This is a genomic window from Burkholderia sp. Ac-20379, from assembly GCF_017104645.1.
GTDB lineage: Bacteria > Pseudomonadota > Gammaproteobacteria > Burkholderiales > Burkholderiaceae > Burkholderia.
The window spans coordinates 1-16,416 of sequence record NZ_JAAGPF010000161.1; the positions used below are offsets into that span (position 1 = coordinate 1).

Here is a 16,416-nt window from a genome sequence, read left to right on the forward strand (position 1 = left end):
GGTGCGGGCGCGCCGGTCGGGCGGCAGGCGGCCGGGCCCGCGGCAGGCGCGAACGCCAGATGCTCGTGCCAGCCGCGCTGCGGCGCGGTCATCAGGCTGACGATCAGCCCGCCGATCGACGCGTCGCCCGCGCCCACCGTGTCGGCCACCTCGACGCGCGGCGGCTGCGCCTCGAACACGGCGTCGCCGGCGTACAGTGTGGCGGTTTGCGCGCCGCGCGTGACCAGCACGGTGGCGGCCGGGTTCAGCGCGCGCAGCGTGGCGATCGCCTCGGCCTCGCTGCCGTCGAACAGATGGCGCAGGTCTTCGTCGGACACCTTCACGAGATCGGCCAGCGTCACCATCTTCTCGAGCGTCGGGCGATAGGCGGCCGTCATCAGGTTGCGGTAGTTCGGATCGAAGCTGATCTTCACGCCCTGCTCGCGCAACCGCGCGGCCAGCGCGACCAGCGTGCCCGCCAGCGGCTCGCGCACGAGGCTGATGCAGCCGAAGTGCGCCCATTCCAGCGGGGCTTCCCAGCCGGCCGGCAGCGCGGCCGGATCGAACGCCAGGTCGGCGCTGTTCTCGCCGATGAAGAAGTACGACGGCGGCTGCGTCTCGTGCACGATCGCCAGCAGCGGCGGGCGCTCGACGCGCTGCAGGAAGCGCAGGTCGAGCCCGGCCGCCTCGCTCTCGCGCCACAGCACGTCGGAGAAGCAATCGCGCCCGAGCGCGCCCACCGCCGCGCTCGGCACGCCGAGCCGCGCCACCGCGCGCGCCACGTTCCAGCCGGCGCCGCCGGGCACCGACGTCCACTGGGCCGCGCCGTGCCGGACCATGTCGGTCAGGATGTCGCCGGCCGACACGAAATGCGGAAACGGGGCGCCGCTCATTGTGCGTTCTCCTTGCGATGCGGAATGGCGGCGCCGTTCGCGCCGGGCAATGCGTTGAGCACCTCGTAGCAGGCGCCCATGGTGTGATAGTCGGTCTTGCCGGCCGGGCTCTTCTCGTCGCTGTACTTGCGGTTGTCGCAGGTCAGGATCCGATACCAGGCGCCGTAGCGGTGATCGACGAAATGCTGCCAGCTATAGCGCCAGATCTCGTCGTAGCAATCCCAGAAGCGCTCGCTGCCGGTGCGCTCGCCGAGCAGCGCGGCGGCGGCGAAGGTTTCGGCCTGCACCCAGAAATACTTGTCGTGGTCGCACACCGTGTAGTCGGGGCCGAAGCCGTACACGAGGCCGCCGTGCTCGCTGTCCCAGGCGTGCGCGAACGCGGCGTCGAACAGCTCGATCGCGCGCGGCAGCAGCCAGTCGAGCGGACGGTGCCGCTCGAGGATCAGCAGCAGCTTGGCCCATTCGGTCTGGTGGCCCGGCTGGAAGCCCCATGGGCGGAAGATGTTGGTGCTGTCTTCCTTGTTGTAATCCCAGTCGATCGACCAATCTGCGTGGTAGTGCTCCCACACCAGGCCCTGCGACAGCGCGGCCTGGCGCTGCGTGATGTGCGTCGCCACCAATTCGGCGCGGTCGAGGTAGCGCACCTCGCCGGTGGCCTCGTAGGCGGCCAGCAGCGCCTCGGTGGTGTGCATGTTGGCGTTCTGGCCGCGATAGCCGGACACCTGCCAATCGGGCGTGGCGTCGTCCTTGTAGAGGCCGCCGGCCGCATCCCAGAAGCGCCGTTCCATCAGTTCGAACGTGTGCGCGACCAGCGCGCGGCCTTCGTCGACGCCGGCCATCACCGCATGCGCGGCGGCCAGCAGCACGAACGCGAGGCCGTAGCAGTGGCGGGTGCCGTCGCGCACCGCGGCCTTGCGGCCGTCGCGCCATTCCAGCTCCCAGTCGTAGCCCTCGTTGACCGGATCCCAATGCGCGTCGCGCAGGAAGCGCAGGCCGTGGCGCACGTAATCCTGATGCTGGCGGCCGCCGAACTGGCGGTACGCCATCGCGTAGTTGAAGACGAAGCGGCAACTGCTGACGAGGTGGCGCGTGGTGCGGTCGTAGATCGTGCCGTCGTCGCGGAAGAAATGGAAGAAGCCGCCCGTCTCGTCGTACACGGTCGGGGCGTAGAAGCGCAGCGTGTGCTCCACGTGCGAAAGCAGGAAACCGGCGTCGCGGAAATTCGCGACGCGCGGCGCCGGCGTGTCCGGCGCGAGCGGCGAGGCGGGTGTCGTCATGAGGCGATGGCGGGCATGTCGGGGGTGTCGGTGGCGAAGAGGCGCGGCGCCGAGGCCGCGACGGCACTGCTCGCGCGTTCGATCAGCCGCACGGGCAGGCGAATCTCGGTGTGCTCGGGCGCGTCGGCCAGCAGCAGCTCGACGCCGCGGCGGCCCAGCGCTTCCTTGTCGACGGCCAGCGTGGTGAGCGGCGGCGCGGCGTGGGCCGCGCCGAGGATGTCGTCGAAGCCGACGAACGCGATGTCTTCCGGCACGCGCAGCCCGCGTGCGAGGCACACGCGCATCGCGGCCAGCGCGGCGGCGTCGTTGAACGCGAACACGGCGTCGGGGCGCGGCGCGCTGCCGTCGAGGATGCGCTCCATGGCGCGCGCGGCGCCGGTGTCGGGGTCGAGCCCGGCGTCGATGGTGATTTCGAGCGCCGGGTCGAACAGCAGGCCGGCCTCGAAGAACGCGCGGCGAAAGCCCAGCGCGCGCTGCGCGATGCTGTGGTGCGCGAGCGAGCCGCCGATGAAGGCGATCCGCTTGCGGCCGGTGTCGAACAGGTGGCGCATCGCCTGCGACGCGCCGGCGGCGTTGTCGATGTTGACCGAGCGCAGGCCCGGGGCCCACATGTCGATCAGCACGAGCGGGCGGCCGGTGGCGGCCAGCGCGTCGATCGTTTCCGGCTCCATGAAGCCGGCCACGGCGATCGCGTCGGGGGCGTGCGGGCGCATCTGGCGCAGCACGTCGTCGGTGGGGCCGACGGTCAGCAGCGCGGGCACGATGCCGCGGTCGCGGCACGCTTCCTCCACGCCGTGCAGCACGTGCGAGAAGAACGGCGTGGCGGCGAAGTTGTTGTGCTGGCGGTGCAGCAGGAACGTGAGCCGGCGGATGCGCGGCCGCAACTGCGCCGGATCGTAGCCGAGCTGCGCGGCCACCGCGACGATGCGCTCGCGCGTCGCCTCGGACAGGCCGGGCTGGTTTTTCAGTGCGCGCGAAACCGTGCCGATCGATACGTTCGCCGCTTGAGCCACATCGCGGATAGTGGTGCCCATGCTCGCCAAACCAAGTGTTTAGAGTGCGGACGATTGTATAGTAAAAATTTCGACCGAAAATGCGGGGAAATGCCGAGGGAATGTCGGTGAATACCCGTAAATTCGGGGTTTATGCGGAGGGATTGAGGGTGCGTGTGTTTATGGTGTTTGCTAAACAAACACCGCAAAAGTGAACGCGGAACGGCCATTGACATCCGCGGGGCGCGGAATCGGGAGCGCGGTGACGGGCGCCCGCAGCAGGATGGCGGGCGCGATGCAGTTCAGTCTTCGAGCGGTTCGGCCGGCGGCGGGCCGGACGGCACCACCTTCGGCTGTTCGCCGTGCGCGCGCAGCCAGGCGCGGCCTTCGTCCACGTCGATCAGGTAGAGGTGCCCCGGATGATGCTTGGCGCGGCGCTTGGCGAGCGCGGCCACCGAGGCGATCTCGTCGCTGCGGTAGCGGCGCGTGCCGGGCACGCGCACGCAGCCGATCGCCATCGTCACGAAATCGAAGAACGCCGGATTGCCGCGCCGGTCCTCGCCGTGGATGCCGCCCGCCTGGCGATCCGCATGCGCGTAGAAGCGCTGCGCGCCCTCGTCGAAGCGGTGGATCGCGCGTTGCGCGCGTGCCTGCCAGTCGTCGCTCTGGAACAGCACCAGGAAATCGTCGCCGCCCACGTGGCCGAGGAAATCGCGCGTCGGGTCGCACACGTCCGCCAGCACAGCGGCCGCGAATTTCAGCACCTCGTCGCCCTGCCAGTAGCCGTATTGATCGTTGAACGGCTTGAACTGGTTCAGATCGACGTAGCAGGCGTGGAACGCCGCATCCTTGCCCACCAGCCGCGCGATGTGCGAGCTGATCGGGATGTTGCCGGGCAGGAACGTCAGCGGGTTCGCGTAGCGCGCCGCCTCGACGCGCACCTCCGTCACCGCGCGCACCAGGCTCTCGCCGGTGCCGAGGCCGGCGTAGCGGCCGTGGTCGGTGATGATGAAGCCTTCGGTCAGGTAGCGCTGGTCGTGGTTGGCCAGCAGCGTGGTCAGTTGCTCGACCGTGGTGGCGTTGTCGACGATCAGCGGCGTGTCGTTCGCGAGCTGCAGGCACGGGCGCTTGCCGAACACCTCGCGGTGATACGGCAGCGCGTAGCGATCCATGAAGCTGCGGCGATTGATCAGCGCGATCGGCCGCTCGTTCTCGACCACCGCCACCGCGTGCAGGTCGGGCCGGCGCTGGAACAGCTCGAGCACCTGGTTGTTGGTCGCGTGGCTCGGCAGCGCGGGCGCGGGCACGCGCATCTTGTCGGTGACGGTGACGTCGGGCCGCGTGCCGGCGGTGCTGCGCGCCACGCCGGGGAACACCGCGATGTGCGAGGCGTGCAGCGCGTCGCGGGCCGGCTCGGCGGTGCGCTCGGCCGGGACGCGGGCCGGGCGGCCGAGGAAGAAACCCTGGCCGTAATCGATGCCGAGATCGCGCACCACGATCAGGTCCGCGGCGCACTCGATGCCTTCGGCGATCAGCAGCCCGCCGGTGGCCACCGAGAAATGCTGCATCGCCTTGACCGCCTCGAACTTGCGCGGGTCGCTGGCGATGCCGTCGATGAAGAAGCGGTCGATCTTGACGATGTCGGGCCGCAGGCGCACCCAGGCGCTCATGCTGGCGTTGGCCGTGCCGTAATCGTCGAGCGCGAACGACACGCCCGAGCCGCGCAATTCGGCGAGCGCCGCAGGCAGGCCGGGCAGGTCGCTGGCCGGATGCTGTTCGGTCAGCTCGATCACGATGCGGTTGGCCGGCATGGCCGACAGCACGCGCTCGCGATGCCGTGCGAGCTGCACGATCGCATGCGCGCTGAAATTGACGAACAACTGGCCGTCCTGGCCGGTGGCGGCGAAGCCGTTCACGCAGGCGGTGGCCGCGGCCAGTTCGAGTTCGAGCGAGCAGCCCTCGCGCGCGGCCTGCGCGAACAGCGCGCCCGGCATTTCGAGCGGCGAGCCGGCCGGCCCGCGCACCAGCCCCTCGTAGCCGATGATGGCGCCGCCGGAAATCGCGACGATCGGCTGGAATTGCGCACTCAGCGCGCCGGAGGCGAGCAGGTCGGCGACACGCGCCGGTTCGGCGACAACGGAGAGAGGCGGAGACATGGAAGCGGGACGGGCAGGCGAAGGCGGGCAGGCGTCAAGACACACAATTTAACAATCGCTCCCCGCGCCGGAGCAGTGAATTTTTTATGACGGCCCCGGCGCGCCGGCCGGGATACCGGCCGTCCGCAACCGGGCCGCGCATCGGCACGCACGGAAGCCCGGTACATTCATAGTCATTTTATTTTTAGTTATTTAATGACTATGAATGATAGGAGGAATGCGGAAGATTTCGGGGTGCGATCAATGTCCGGCGGCGCGGCCCGCGTCGTCGAGGCGCGTGTCGCGAGCGCCCCAGCGTTGCGCGAGCGCCGCGCACACCATCAACTGGATCTGGTGGAACAGCATCAGCGGCAGCACGATCGCGCCCACCGCGTGCGCGGCGAAGATCACCTTCGCCATCGGGATGCCCGACGCGAGGCTCTTCTTCGAGCCGCAGAAGATGATCGTGATGCAGTCGGCGCGATTGAAGCCGAGCCGCTTGCTGACCAGCGCCGTGACGCCGAGCGCGATCGCGAGCAGTGCCACGCACACCACCAGCAGGCCGCCGAGTGCCGCCGCCGGAATCTGGTGCCAGAGGCCTTCGTTGACGGCCTCGCTGAACGCCACGTACACCACCAGCAGGATCGAGCCCTGATCGACGAACTTCAGCACGCCGCGGTTGCGTTCGATCCAGGCGCCGATCACCGGGCGCAGCAACTGGCCCGCCACGAACGGCACGAGCAGTTGCATGACGATGCTGCCCACCGTGCTCCAGGCCGAATTGCCGGCGGTGGATTGCGTGGTCAGCATCGCGCCGACCAGCGCCGGCGTGATGAAGATGCCGAGCAGGCTCGACGCCGAGGCCGAGCACACGGCGGCCGACACGTTGCCCTTGGCGATCGACGTGAACGCGATCGACGACTGCACCGTGGACGGCAGCGTGCAGAGGAACAGCACGCCCGCATATAGCGCCGGCGTGACGAGCGGCGTGAGCACCGGACGCAGCGCGAGGCCCAGCAGCGGGAACAGCGCGAAAGTGCTCAGCATCACGACGATATGGAGCCGCCAGTGCGTCGCGCCGGCCACGATCGCCTCGCGCGAGAGCTTCGCGCCGTGCAGGAAGAACAGCAGGCCGATGGCGATGTTGGTCGCCCAGTTGGCGGCATGCGCGACCTGGCCGCGGCACGGCAGCAGGCTGGCGAGGACGACGGTGCCGACCAGCGCCAGCGTGAAATTGTCGGGAAGGAAACGGGGACGGGCCATCGGCATCTCGAGAGCGGAAACGGAGGAACGGGTGCGAGGCGCGCCGCCGTGGTCTGCCGGCCGACGCGCTCCGGCGCGTATTGTCCCGGTTGCCTATTCAATAGGCAAATTCATTTCGAGAATCGATTGATGAAAGCGGTTCATGGGAAATGTCATGTCGCGGGTGTCGTTTTTCCGCAAAACCTTTCAGGAAAAGCCGGCCGGCAAGGCCGTGAAGATCCTTGAAAAACTTACGAAAAATCTCGGAAAAGGCCGGGGTAACACGGTGTTACATCGATGCCGCCGGCCTAACATTTTTCGGCTCGACACAAAAACGGCATGCCCATAAATTACTGCTGAAAGCTCGCGTCCCAAATAGGGAACCAGCAATACGCGGTCAGCGAGCGCACAAGGGATGACGAACGTGGATCGGGCAAAACGGACAATCGGGCGATGGATGGCGGGCGCGGCAGCAGCGCTGTGCGCCTCGCTCGCGTTCGCCCATCCGCACGGCGGCCCGGGCGGCGGTGGCGGCGGGCATCGCGATGCCGCACGCGGCTGGCAGGGCGCGCCGCACGCGCAATCGCGCATGGGCGTGAGCAGCTGCGGGGCGCGCTGGGGTCTGCGGCCGATGGCGATGCCGTCGTACGGTCAACACGCGCCGCGCGGCCGCGAACCGGCGTACGACTCCAGCCGCGGGCCGGGCCTGCAAGGGCGGTACGCGCCCGGCAATCCCTACCGGCCGATCAGCGCGAACCCCGAATCGATGCAGCGCGCCGGCGGCGGCAACTACGCGCCGATGCGCAGCGGCTCGATCCGTGCCGATGTCGCGCGCTACAACGAGGAACGCGGCGGCCGTCCGGCGCCGCAGCCGCGCGCGCAGGAAGGCGGCGGCGCGCGCAACACGTTCTTCTCGTCGTTCTACCGCAACAATTGATGCGGCCGGCCGGGTGACCCGGCTGCGTCGCCTGTCTTTTTCTTCTCCTTCCCCTTTTTTCCGATCGCGTCCTCGCCGGCGGGCTTTCGCGCGCCCGGTGACGCGGATGCGCCACAGTCGCGCCGTTTTTCGCTCGCCGCGCTTGGGTCGTTCGCCCGCTTGCGCTATCTTTCGCGCCTCGCCGGCTAGCCGGCTCGCTCGGGGGGGCGGGCCGGTTCCGATACCGGCGGCGCGCCCGGCGCGCGGCGGCATGCTCCGCCGCGCGCTGGCCGGGCTCGCATCCGCGGCGATCGCGGCAATCGCCACGCCGCTATACCGAACATAAGGACGCCTATTTTTGACCGGCTTATCGGCCCGTGAAGATGGACGTGCCTCACCGTGCGCATGCAGCCCCAACAACGATACGCGCACCGGTTTCCAACGAATTGATTCGGAGATCTCATGAAGTCTTTCGCTCGCCGGACTGCGTCCGGTGTTGTCGCGTGCGCCGCGTTCGCGGCCTGCTTCTCGATCGCCGCGCCCGCCCGGGCGCAATCGAGCGTGCAGTTGTACGGCCAGGTCGACGCCTGGGTCGGCGCGCAGAAATTCCCCGGTAACGAACGCGCATGGGGCGTGCAGGGCGGCGGCATGTCGACCTCGTACTGGGGCCTGCGCGGCAGCGAGGATCTCGGCGGCGGCTATCGCGCGCTGTTCACGTTCGAGGATTTCTTCCGCCCGCAAAGCGGCAAGTACGGCCGCTTCGACGGCGACACGTTCTTCGCGCGCAATTCGTACGTCGGCCTCGAAACGCCGTACGGCACGGTGCGCGCCGGGCGTCTGACCACGCATCTGTTCATCTCGACGATCCTGTTCAACCCGCTGATCGATTCGTACGAGTTCTCGCCGATCGTCTATCACGTGTTCCTCGGCCTCGGCACGTTCCCGACCTACACGACCGATCAGGGCGTGGTGGGCGATTCGGGCTGGAACAACGCGGTGTCGTACACGTCGCCCGATTTCAACGGCTTCAGCGCGGGCGCGATGTACGCGCTCGGCAACCAGGCGGGCAGCAACGGCGCGAAGAAGTGGAGCGGCCAGATGCAGTATTACCGCGGCGCGTTCGCCGCGACGGCCGTGTATCAATACGTCAACTTCAACAACAGCCCGACCGATCTCGGCTCGCTGGTGGCCGGCATGAAGAGCCAGAGCGTCACGCAGCTCGGGCTCAGCTACGACCTGAAGTTCGTGAAACTGTACGGCCAGTACATGTATACGAAGAACGACATGCAGACCGGAAGCTGGCACGTGAACACCGCGCAGGGCGGCGTGTCGGTGCCGGTGGGCGCGGGCAGCGCGCTGGCGTCCTACGCGTATTCGCGCGATGCGGGCGGCCTCGATCAGACGCATCAGACCTGGGCGCTCGGCTACGACTATCCGCTCTCGAAACGCACCGATCTGTACGCGGCCTACATGTACGATCACCTGTCGAATCAGTCGGCCGGCTATACGTTCGGCGGCGGCATGCGCGTGCGCTTCTGAGCGGCGGCGGGGGCTGCGCGTGTTGCGCGCGCAACACCCGCTCGGCATTTTTTTCCGTTGCCGGGCGGTTCTGTAGCGAAAGTGGGGAATTACGCGGCGTTTTGCGTTTGTTGACCTTTTGCCGCGTCAGCCTTTGCTACAGTCGCTTCCAATTGAGCCTATCGAAGTCACTTGGATCGCGAGCGTTTGGCATGGATACCCTCGTCAGCATGAATGTGTTTCGCTACGTCGTCGAAGTGGGCAGCTTCGTCGGCGCGGCGGAGCGGATGCAAATGTCCGCTGCGATGGCGAGCAAGCACGTGATGCATCTCGAGCAGCAGCTCGGTTCGCGGCTGCTGCATCGAACCACCCGCCGCGTCGCGCCCACCGAAGCGGGTCGCGAATACTACGAGCGCCTCGTGCAGGCGCTGACCGAACTCGACGAAGCCGGCCAGGCGGTCGGCGCGGCCAGCATCGTGCCGCAGGGCCGCCTGCGCGTGACCACGCTGTCGGCGTTCGGCCTGCGCCACGTGATGCAGGCAGTGACCGCGTACGCGGCGCGCTACGCGGACGTGACCGTCGAGATCACGCTGTCGGATCGCGTCGTCGAACTGATCGACGAAGGCTACGACGTGGCCGTGCGCGCCGCGCCGTTCGGTTTGAAATCGTCGTCGCTGGTCGCGCGCCAGATCGCCACCGCGCACATCCTGCTGGTGGCCTCGCCGGCCTATCTCGAAGAGCACGGCACGCCCGCGACGCTCGCCGATCTCGAGCATCACAACTACCTGCGCCGCGACAGCGGCCCGACCTCGATCGATTCGCTCGCGTTCGAATCGGCCGCGGCCTCGCGCGTGACGCTGTCGGGCAACCTGATCATCAATCATCTCGAAGCGCTGCGCGTGGCGGTGCTCGACGGCAGCGGCATCGCGATGCTCGGCACCGAAGTGGTGGGCGACGACATCGAGGCCGGCCGCCTCGTGCCGCTGCTGCTCGACGCGATGCCGCCGCGCGAGCTGCCGATCTACGCGGTGTACGCGAGCCGCCGGCACGTGTCGGCGAAGGTGCGCTCGTTCGTCGATTTCCTGGCCGACCGGTTCTCGGGGCAGTCGCTGTGCCCGACCGTCGACGCCTATCTCGCCGAGGCCGCCGCACCGCGTTTGAAACGCGTCGCGTCGAGCTGAGCCGCGCCCGCGGCGGCCAATGAAAAAACCGGCTTCGCGGCCGGTTTTTTTTCATGTTTCTCGCGATGGCGAGCGACGCTCAGGCGCGAATCCCGAGCCGCGCCTTCGCGTCGTCGTATTCGCGCGTGAGCCGCGCGACCAGATCGCCGACGCTCGGTACGTCGTCCATCAGGCCGACGCCCTGGCCCGCGCCCCAGATGTCCTTCCAGGCCTTCGCCTTGTCCTGGTCCTTGCCGCTGCCGAAATTCATCTTCGACTTGTCGGCTTCGGGCAGCGCGTCCGGGTCCAGCCCCGCGTTGACGATGCTCTCGCGGATGTAGTTGCCGTGCACGCCCGTGAACAGGTTGGTGTAGACGATGTCGGCCGATTTCGCGTCGACGATCGCGCGCTTGTAGCCTTCCACCGCGTGCGCCTCCTGCGTGGCGATGAAGCGCGTGCCCATGTAGGCGAGGTCGGCGCCCATCGCCTGCGCGGCCAGGATCGCACCGCCGTTGGCGATCGAGCCCGACAGCACGATCGGGCCGTCGAAGCGCTTGCGCACCTCGCCCACCAGCGCGAACGGCGAGGTGGTGCCGGCATGGCCGCCCGCGCCTGCCGCCACCAGGATCAGGCCGTCCACGCCCGCTTCGAGCGCCTTCTCGGCGTGGCGCAGGTTGATCACGTCGTGCAGCACGATGCCGCCGTAGCTGTGCACCGCCTGCACGATCTCCGGCGCGGGCGCGCGCAGGCTCGTGATGAAGATCGGCACCTTGTGATCGACGCAAACGCGCACGTCGTGCTCGAGCCGCACGTTCGACTGATGGACGATCTGGTTGACCGCGATCGGCCCGATCACCGCGTCCGGATGCGCCTCGCGATGCGCGGCCAGGCCGTCCTCGATCTGCGTGAGCCAGGCGTCGAGCAACTCGGCCGGGCGCGCGTTGAGCGCCGGGAACGAACCGACGATGCCGGCCTTGCACTGCGCGAGCACCAGTTCGGGATAACTGACGATGAACATCGGCGAGGCGATGACGGGCAGCGACAGGCGCTGGAGGACGGCGGGCAGGGCCATGGTGGGAGTCTCCTGGATCGTCTTGCGCCTGCGTGCGTTGCGGGCGTCTGCATGAGTGTAGCGAGGCGGCGCGGCGGGTGCCGGGCACGGTGCGCGGCACCCGCCGCATATTAATACGAACGGTCGTGCGATTGTAGAACGATGCATCGAACGTTCGTATCGAATGAGTGTTCGGCTTCTACGGTTTGCGTGGGCTGGCGCCTGTTCGCGCCGCACCCGGCTCCTACAATGGCGGCTACAACAATTCGATCAGTGAGCTATCGCCATGTCGTTTGACGAGTTTGCATCGTTCAATGTGACGGTGGATGACGTCGACATCTTCGGCGTCAAGGGCGGCGCCGGGCCGCCCTTGCTGTTGCTGCACGGCCATCCGCAGACCCACATGATCTGGCATCGCGTCGCGGCCGCGCTGGCGCGCCGCTTCACGGTGATCGCCACCGATCTGCGCGGCTACGGCGCGTCGTCCAAACCGGAGGGCGACGCCGCGCACGTCACGTATTCGAAGCGCGCGATGGCCGCCGATCAGGTGGCCGTGATGCGCCACTTCGGCTTCGAGCGCTTCTGCGTGTGCGCGCACGATCGCGGCGCGCGCGTCGCGCACCGGATGGCGCTCGATCATCCCGATGCCGTCGAGCGCGCGATGCTGCTCGACATCGCGCCGACGCTCGCGATGTACGAAAAGACCGATCGCGCGTTCGCCACCGCCTACTTCCACTGGTTCTTCCTGATCCAGCCGCCGCCGCTGCCCGAGACGCTGATCGAGGGCAACCCCGACGCGTACGTCGAGCGCGTGATGGGCAGCCGCTCGGCCGGCCTCGCGCCGTTCGCGCCGGCCGCACTCGACGCCTACCGGCACGCGTTGAAGCAGCCGGGCGCGGTGCATGCGATGTGCGAGGACTACCGTGCGTCGGCCACCATCGATCTTGAGCACGACCGCGCCGATCTCGAACGCGGCACGCGCGTGGCCTGCCCGCTGCGCGTGCTGTGGGGCGTCGACGGCACGGTGGCGCGCTGCTTCGATCCGCTCGGCGAATGGCGCGCGGTGGCGCGCGACGTGAGCGGCCGCGCGCTCGAATGCGGGCATTACATTCCGGAGGAAGCGCCGGGCGTGTTGCTGGAGGAGATTCTGGCGTTCTTCGAGGCGGGGGAGCCGGGAGGCTGAGCGGGGCGATGCGGGCGGTGACCGGCGGCGCGCGGCGATGTCGTTTTCATGACGTGTCGCGCGGCTGTCGCGGCGCTTGCCTCGTATCGAAAAACCCTTCCAAACGCCGCGCGGCGCGTGGATTTCGATCTGTAGGGAAACTCCCGATGCCACGCAAAATCGGCGCTCGTATGATGGGCTCATCGTTGATCACGTCAACGGGATTCGACTCTGAGCGCCGTTCAACACTTCTTGGTTGAACGGCTTTTTTTTGCCCGAAGCGCGTCGTTCACCGCCCCTCGAACCACCGCGCCTCCACCCGCGCCAGCACCGCCCGCTTCCCGTCCGCATCCAGATCCCGCCAGGCCGCGATTTCGTCGAGCGTGCGCCGGCAGCCGGTGCACCAATTCGCTTGCGCATCGACGCGGCACACGCCCACGCAGGGCGAGGCCACCTCGGCGTCGTCGCGGTTCACGCGGGCTCGCGCAGCGCCACGTCCGCCACCGGCGCGCCCGTTAGCTCGGCCAGCTCCTGCGGCGACAGCGTGAACACGGCATGCGGATGGCCGGCCGCGGCCCACAGCGCGTCGTAGGCGAACAGATCCTCGTCGATCAGCATCACCGGCTTGACCAGATGGCCGATCGGGCAGACGCCGCCGATCGCATAGCCGGTGTTCTCGCGCACGAACTTCGCATCGGCGCGGCCGATCTCGCCGACGCGCTCGGCCACCTTCTTCTCGTCGACGCGGTTCGAGCCGCTCGCCACCACCAGCACCGGCGCGCCGTCGGATTTGCGGCGGAACAGGATCGACTTGGCGATCTGCGCGACGTCGCAGCCGAGCCCGGCCGCGGCTTCGGCCGAGGTGCGGCCGGTTTCGTCGAGCAGCACCACGCCCTTGGCGTGGCCGCGCTCGAGCAGCAGTTGCGCGACGCGGCGCGCGGAATCGGGAAGCTGGTCGGCTGGGGTTGGGGTCGGCATGGTTCGGTCGGTAAGAAGGGTAGGCGGGGAATCAGGCGTTGGCCGCTTGCGCGTCGCCGCGCTTGGCGAGCAGCGCGCGGCCGGCGCGCGAGGCGTTGGCGCGGCCGAGCGCGCGCGAAATGAAATCGCCGGCCTCGACGACTTCCATCAGGTCGATGCCGGTCTCGATGCCGAGGCCCTGCATCAGGTACAGCACGTCCTCGGTGGCGACGTTGCCGGTGGCGCCCTTCGCATACGGGCAGCCGCCGAGGCCGGCGACCGACGCGTGGAAGATCTCGATGCCTTCGAGCAGCGCGGCGTGGATGTTGGCGAGCGCCTGCCCGTAGGTGTCGTGGAAGTGGCCCGACAGCCGCTCGCGCGGAAACACCTTCGCGACGGCGGCCAGCACCTCGCGCGTTTGCGCGGCGGTGCCCACGCCGATCGTGTCGGCGATGTCGATCTCGTCGCAGCCGAGCGCGGCGAAGCGCTCGACCACGTCGATCACGGCGGCCACCGGCACCTCGCCCTGATACGGGCAGCCGAGCGCGCACGAGACGCTGCCGCGCAGCCGCACGCCGGCCGCCTTCGCGGCCTGCGCCACCGGTTCGAAGCGCGCGATGCTCTCGGCGATGCTGCAGTTGATGTTCTTCTGCGAGAACGCCTCGCTCGCCGCGCCGAAGATCACCACCTCGTCGGCGCGCGCGGCCAGCGCGTTCTCCAGGCCCTTGAGGTTCGGCGTCAGCGCGGAATAGAGCGTGCCGGGGCGGCGCGCGATGCCCGCCATCAGCTCGGCGCCGTCCGCCATCTGCGGCACCCATTTCGGCGACACGAACGACGCGGCCTCGACGTTGCGGAAGCCCGCGTGCGAGAGCCGGTCGACCAGCGCGATCTTCACGTCGGTGGGCACGAAGGTCTTCTCGTTCTGCAGGCCGTCGCGCGGCCCGACCTCGACGATTTTCACGGCGGCGGGAGTGGTCATGCGTTTTGTCTCCATCGTTCGGTGGCGCACGCGGTACGCGCGCCGGGATGCGATTGCCGGGCCCGGCGGCGGATCGCGCCGCGCGGCCCGGCGGATGCGGCGGCTAGTAACCGCGGGCGAGATCGACGACGCCGGTCACGGCCTCGCCGCGCTCGAACGCGCGGATCTTCGCGGCGATCTGCGCGATGGCGCCGTCGCGTTCGGTTTCGGCCGAGACGTGCGGCGTGATCGTGATGCGCGGATGCGCCCAGAACGGATGCTCGGCCGGTAGCGGCTCGGTGTGCAGCACGTCGAGCAGCGCGCCTTCGAGCTGGCCCGAGGCGAGCGCGTCGAGCAGATCCTGCTCGACCAGATGCGCGCCGCGTGCGACGTTGATCACGAACGCGCCCGGCGCCAGTTGCGCGAACACGCCGGCGTTGAGCGCGCCGTTCGTGTCGGGCGTGCTCGGCAGCAGGTTCACGAGCACCTTGACGCCTTGCGTGAACGCATCGAAGCCGGCGTCGCCGGGGCGCGGCGTGCCGTGGAAGGTGCTCACGCCGTCGAGCGATTTCGCGCTGCGGCTGAAGCCGCGCACGGTCAGGCCGAGCCCGGCCAGCGCGCGCGCCACCTGCGCGCCGAGCACGCCGAGCCCGAGCACGCCCACCACGAACTGCGCGCGCGGGCGCGCGTCGAGCGGCTGCCAGCGGTGTTCGCGCTGAAGCGCGGCGTAATCGTCGAAACGGCGCAGATAGCGCAGCACGCCGTAGGCGACGTACTCGATCATCTGCTGGCCCATGCCGGTATCTTCGAGGCGCACGAGCGGCACGCCGGCCGGCAGCGTGCCGGGATGCGCGCGCTCGAAGGCGAGCAGCGCGTCGACGCCCGCGCCCAGATTGAAGATCGCCTTCAGGCCGGGGCGCGGCGCGAGCAGCTCGGCGGGCGGGCGCCAGACCATCGCGTAATCGGCGGGCGCGTCGTCGCCCGGTTGCCACGCGCGCAGCGTCGCGCCGGGCAGCGCGGCTTCGATGCCGGCGCGCCAGTCGGTAAAGGAATCCGGGGAATCGTGGAACAGGATCTGCATGTGAGCCTTCGTGCTTGCGGGGTGCGCGAAACCGGCATCTGGCCCCGTCGCGCGGGAACGGCCATTTTACGGCGTCGCGCGGCCCGACGTCGCAGCGTCGAAATTGCTAAGCAGGAAAAATTGGTTCGCCGCCCACGGGGCGCGGCCGACAATCGGCACGTCAGCAACGATCGGAACGGGTTCGCCCGCAAGCGAGGGGGAAGCGATGTCCATCTGCAGCAAATCGACGTGGCCGCCGCGTGTGGTGACCGTGCCCGGCCTGCACGGCAGCGAGGGTGCGCACTGGCAGAGCTGGCTCGAACGGCAGTTCGCGCGCTCGCTGCGCGTGGAACAGGACGACTGGGAAGCGCCGCATCTGGCGCGCTGGGCCGGTGCGGTGCGCGACACGCTCGCGCGCGAACGTGGCCCGTTCGTGCTGGCCGCGCACAGCTTCGGCTGCCTCGCGACGGCGCATGCGCTGCTGCGCGGCGATCTGGCGATCGATCCGTCGGCGGTGGCCGGCGTGCTGTTCGTCGCGCCCGCCAGCCCGAAGAAATTCGCGTTCGCCGGCGCGTTCGAGGCGCGGCGGCTGCCGGTGCCCTCGATCCTGATCGGCAGCGAGACCGATCCGTGGATGACGTTCGGCGATGCGCGCGAGCTGGCGCGCCAGCTCGGCAGCGCGTTCGTCAATCTGGGCGATGCGGGTCATATCAATACGGCGGCCGGTTTCGGGCCGTGGCCGCGCGCCAAGTATTTCGTCGATACGCTCGTGCATTGCGCGGCGCCGCTGCGGTTTCGCGAGGCGCGCGAAGAGGTGCGGGGCGAGGCGTTCCGGGCGGCGGGGCAGCGGCGTTTCGCGTTCGCGGTTTGAGACGGGGGGCGGGACGTGGATCGATGCGGGCGGCCTTGGCGGGCCGCCCGTTTTGTTTTGGGGCGTGCGTGGCGGACGGCCGGCGCAGCCGCCCGCTCACCCCCGCGACGGCCGTGACCCCGGATTCGGCGCGGGCAACTGGCTCGGTGGAATGTTCGACGGCGGGCTCGCGTTGCCGTTGCCGTCGCCGGCCGGCGCGTTGCCCGGCGGCGGCGCGGGCGTGCCCGGACCGCCCGGCCCGCCCG

General features: G+C 69.0%; 15 protein-coding genes and 1 pseudogene. 5 read left to right on the forward strand and 11 right to left on the reverse strand.

The genetic code is table 11. From position 1 onward, the window contains the following. The 5 genes from G3N92_RS19920 to G3N92_RS19940 form a co-directional block, all read right to left on the reverse strand. On the reverse strand, positions 1-872 hold an 872-nt coding region (locus G3N92_RS19920), incomplete at its 3' end, for a carbohydrate kinase (protein WP_206129292.1). Further along, positions 869-2,149 (reverse strand): AGE family epimerase/isomerase, encoded by a 1,281-nt coding sequence (locus tag G3N92_RS19925; protein WP_206129294.1) that lies wholly within the window; start codon positions 2,147-2,149, stop codon positions 869-871. The genes G3N92_RS19925 and G3N92_RS19920, both read right to left, overlap by 4 nt. Then, a complete protein-coding gene (locus G3N92_RS19930) occupies positions 2,146-3,183 on the reverse strand; it encodes a LacI family DNA-binding transcriptional regulator (RefSeq protein ID WP_206129296.1) in 1,038 nt (345 codons plus the stop codon). The genes G3N92_RS19925 and G3N92_RS19930 overlap by 4 nt, the downstream gene beginning before the upstream one ends. 260 nt (positions 3,184-3,443) lie before the next feature. Then, on the reverse strand, positions 3,444-5,297 hold the full coding sequence (locus G3N92_RS19935) for a phosphodiesterase (RefSeq protein ID WP_206129298.1): 1,854 nt from the start codon (positions 5,295-5,297) through the stop codon (positions 3,444-3,446). 240 nt (positions 5,298-5,537) lie between these two features. After that, complete coding sequence (locus tag G3N92_RS19940) at positions 5,538-6,539, reverse strand: bile acid:sodium symporter family protein (RefSeq protein WP_206129300.1); 1,002 nt, start codon at positions 6,537-6,539, stop codon at positions 5,538-5,540. A 436-nt stretch (positions 6,540-6,975) separates the two neighbouring features. Here G3N92_RS19940 and G3N92_RS19945 point away from each other — a divergent pair, with 436 nt between their 5' ends. The 3 genes from G3N92_RS19945 to G3N92_RS19955 all read left to right on the forward strand — a co-directional run bounded on the left by G3N92_RS19945 (position 6,976) and on the right by G3N92_RS19955 (position 10,133). Beyond that, positions 6,976-7,455, forward strand: a complete 480-nt coding sequence (locus tag G3N92_RS19945; RefSeq protein ID WP_241014911.1) for a peptide-binding protein — start codon at positions 6,976-6,978, stop codon at positions 7,453-7,455. A 441-nt stretch (positions 7,456-7,896) separates the two neighbouring features. Further along, positions 7,897-8,973 (forward strand): porin, encoded by a 1,077-nt coding sequence (locus G3N92_RS19950; protein WP_206129303.1) that lies wholly within the window; start codon positions 7,897-7,899, stop codon positions 8,971-8,973. A gap of 191 nt (positions 8,974-9,164) precedes the next feature. After that, positions 9,165-10,133 (forward strand): LysR family transcriptional regulator, encoded by a 969-nt coding sequence (locus G3N92_RS19955; protein ID WP_206129304.1) that lies wholly within the window; start codon positions 9,165-9,167, stop codon positions 10,131-10,133. Positions 10,134-10,212: 79 nt separating this feature from the next. Here the strand turns inward: G3N92_RS19955 and G3N92_RS19960 are convergent, their stop codons facing one another. Beyond that, on the reverse strand, positions 10,213-11,184 hold the full coding sequence (locus G3N92_RS19960; protein WP_206129305.1) for a nitronate monooxygenase family protein: 972 nt from the start codon (positions 11,182-11,184) through the stop codon (positions 10,213-10,215). 265 nt (positions 11,185-11,449) lie between these two features. On the opposite strand from G3N92_RS19960, the gene G3N92_RS19965 reads away from it, so the two are divergent. Then, complete coding sequence (locus G3N92_RS19965) at positions 11,450-12,346, forward strand: alpha/beta hydrolase (RefSeq protein ID WP_206129306.1); 897 nt, start codon at positions 11,450-11,452, stop codon at positions 12,344-12,346. Between the two features lie 268 nt (positions 12,347-12,614). On the opposite strand, the pseudogene G3N92_RS35020 reads toward G3N92_RS19965, so the two are convergent. The 5 genes and pseudogenes from G3N92_RS35020 to G3N92_RS19990 form a co-directional block, all read right to left on the reverse strand. Next, a pseudogene (locus G3N92_RS35020) lies at positions 12,615-12,779 on the reverse strand (DUF1289 domain-containing protein); the annotation flags it as partial. Between the two features lie 17 nt (positions 12,780-12,796). Continuing rightward, entirely contained in the window at positions 12,797-13,303 is a 507-nt protein-coding gene (locus tag G3N92_RS19975; RefSeq protein ID WP_206129308.1) for a YbaK/EbsC family protein, read from the reverse strand. A 31-nt stretch (positions 13,304-13,334) separates the two neighbouring features. Then, the gene (locus tag G3N92_RS19980) at positions 13,335-14,261 is read right to left on the reverse strand and encodes a hydroxymethylglutaryl-CoA lyase (protein WP_206129309.1); all 927 of its coding nucleotides are present in this window, start codon (positions 14,259-14,261) and stop codon (positions 13,335-13,337) included. Positions 14,262-14,364: 103 nt separating this feature from the next. Then, entirely contained in the window at positions 14,365-15,321 is a 957-nt protein-coding gene (locus tag G3N92_RS19985) for a glyoxylate/hydroxypyruvate reductase A (RefSeq protein ID WP_206129310.1), read from the reverse strand. Between the two features lie 66 nt (positions 15,322-15,387). Beyond that, positions 15,388-15,534, reverse strand: a complete 147-nt coding sequence (locus tag G3N92_RS19990; RefSeq protein ID WP_206129311.1) for a hypothetical protein — start codon at positions 15,532-15,534, stop codon at positions 15,388-15,390. On the opposite strand from G3N92_RS19990, the gene G3N92_RS19995 reads away from it, so the two are divergent. Continuing rightward, positions 15,527-16,171 carry an alpha/beta hydrolase gene (locus tag G3N92_RS19995; RefSeq protein ID WP_206129312.1) on the forward strand — a complete coding sequence of 215 codons (645 nt, stop codon included), beginning with the start codon at positions 15,527-15,529 and terminating at the stop codon, positions 16,169-16,171. The two genes, G3N92_RS19990 and G3N92_RS19995, sit on opposite strands and share 8 nt — an antisense overlap. Positions 16,172-16,416 lie beyond the last annotated feature (245 nt).

What these genes read in the sequence shown, in the direction of transcription:
- G3N92_RS19925 (WP_206129294.1), bottom strand. Translation starts at nt 2,149, where the DNA reads ATGACGACACCCGCCTCGCCGCTCGCGCCGGACACGCCGGCGCCGCGC.
- G3N92_RS19930 (WP_206129296.1), bottom strand. Translation starts at nt 3,183, where the DNA reads ATGGGCACCACTATCCGCGATGTGGCTCAAGCGGCGAACGTATCGATC.
- G3N92_RS19935 (WP_206129298.1), bottom strand. Translation starts at nt 5,297, where the DNA reads ATGTCTCCGCCTCTCTCCGTTGTCGCCGAACCGGCGCGTGTCGCCGAC.
- G3N92_RS19940 (WP_206129300.1), bottom strand. Translation starts at nt 6,539, where the DNA reads ATGGCCCGTCCCCGTTTCCTTCCCGACAATTTCACGCTGGCGCTGGTC.
- G3N92_RS19945 (WP_241014911.1), top strand. Translation starts at nt 6,976, where the DNA reads ATGGCGGGCGCGGCAGCAGCGCTGTGCGCCTCGCTCGCGTTCGCCCAT.
- G3N92_RS19950 (WP_206129303.1), top strand. Translation starts at nt 7,897, where the DNA reads ATGAAGTCTTTCGCTCGCCGGACTGCGTCCGGTGTTGTCGCGTGCGCC.
- G3N92_RS19955 (WP_206129304.1), top strand. Translation starts at nt 9,165, where the DNA reads ATGGATACCCTCGTCAGCATGAATGTGTTTCGCTACGTCGTCGAAGTG.
- G3N92_RS19960 (WP_206129305.1), bottom strand. Translation starts at nt 11,184, where the DNA reads ATGGCCCTGCCCGCCGTCCTCCAGCGCCTGTCGCTGCCCGTCATCGCC.
- G3N92_RS19965 (WP_206129306.1), top strand. Translation starts at nt 11,450, where the DNA reads ATGTCGTTTGACGAGTTTGCATCGTTCAATGTGACGGTGGATGACGTC.
- G3N92_RS19975 (WP_206129308.1), bottom strand. Translation starts at nt 13,303, where the DNA reads ATGCCGACCCCAACCCCAGCCGACCAGCTTCCCGATTCCGCGCGCCGC.
- G3N92_RS19980 (WP_206129309.1), bottom strand. Translation starts at nt 14,261, where the DNA reads ATGACCACTCCCGCCGCCGTGAAAATCGTCGAGGTCGGGCCGCGCGAC.
- G3N92_RS19985 (WP_206129310.1), bottom strand. Translation starts at nt 15,321, where the DNA reads ATGCAGATCCTGTTCCACGATTCCCCGGATTCCTTTACCGACTGGCGC.
- G3N92_RS19995 (WP_206129312.1), top strand. Translation starts at nt 15,527, where the DNA reads ATGTCCATCTGCAGCAAATCGACGTGGCCGCCGCGTGTGGTGACCGTG.
- G3N92_RS19990 (WP_206129311.1), bottom strand. Translation starts at nt 15,534, where the DNA reads ATGGACATCGCTTCCCCCTCGCTTGCGGGCGAACCCGTTCCGATCGTT.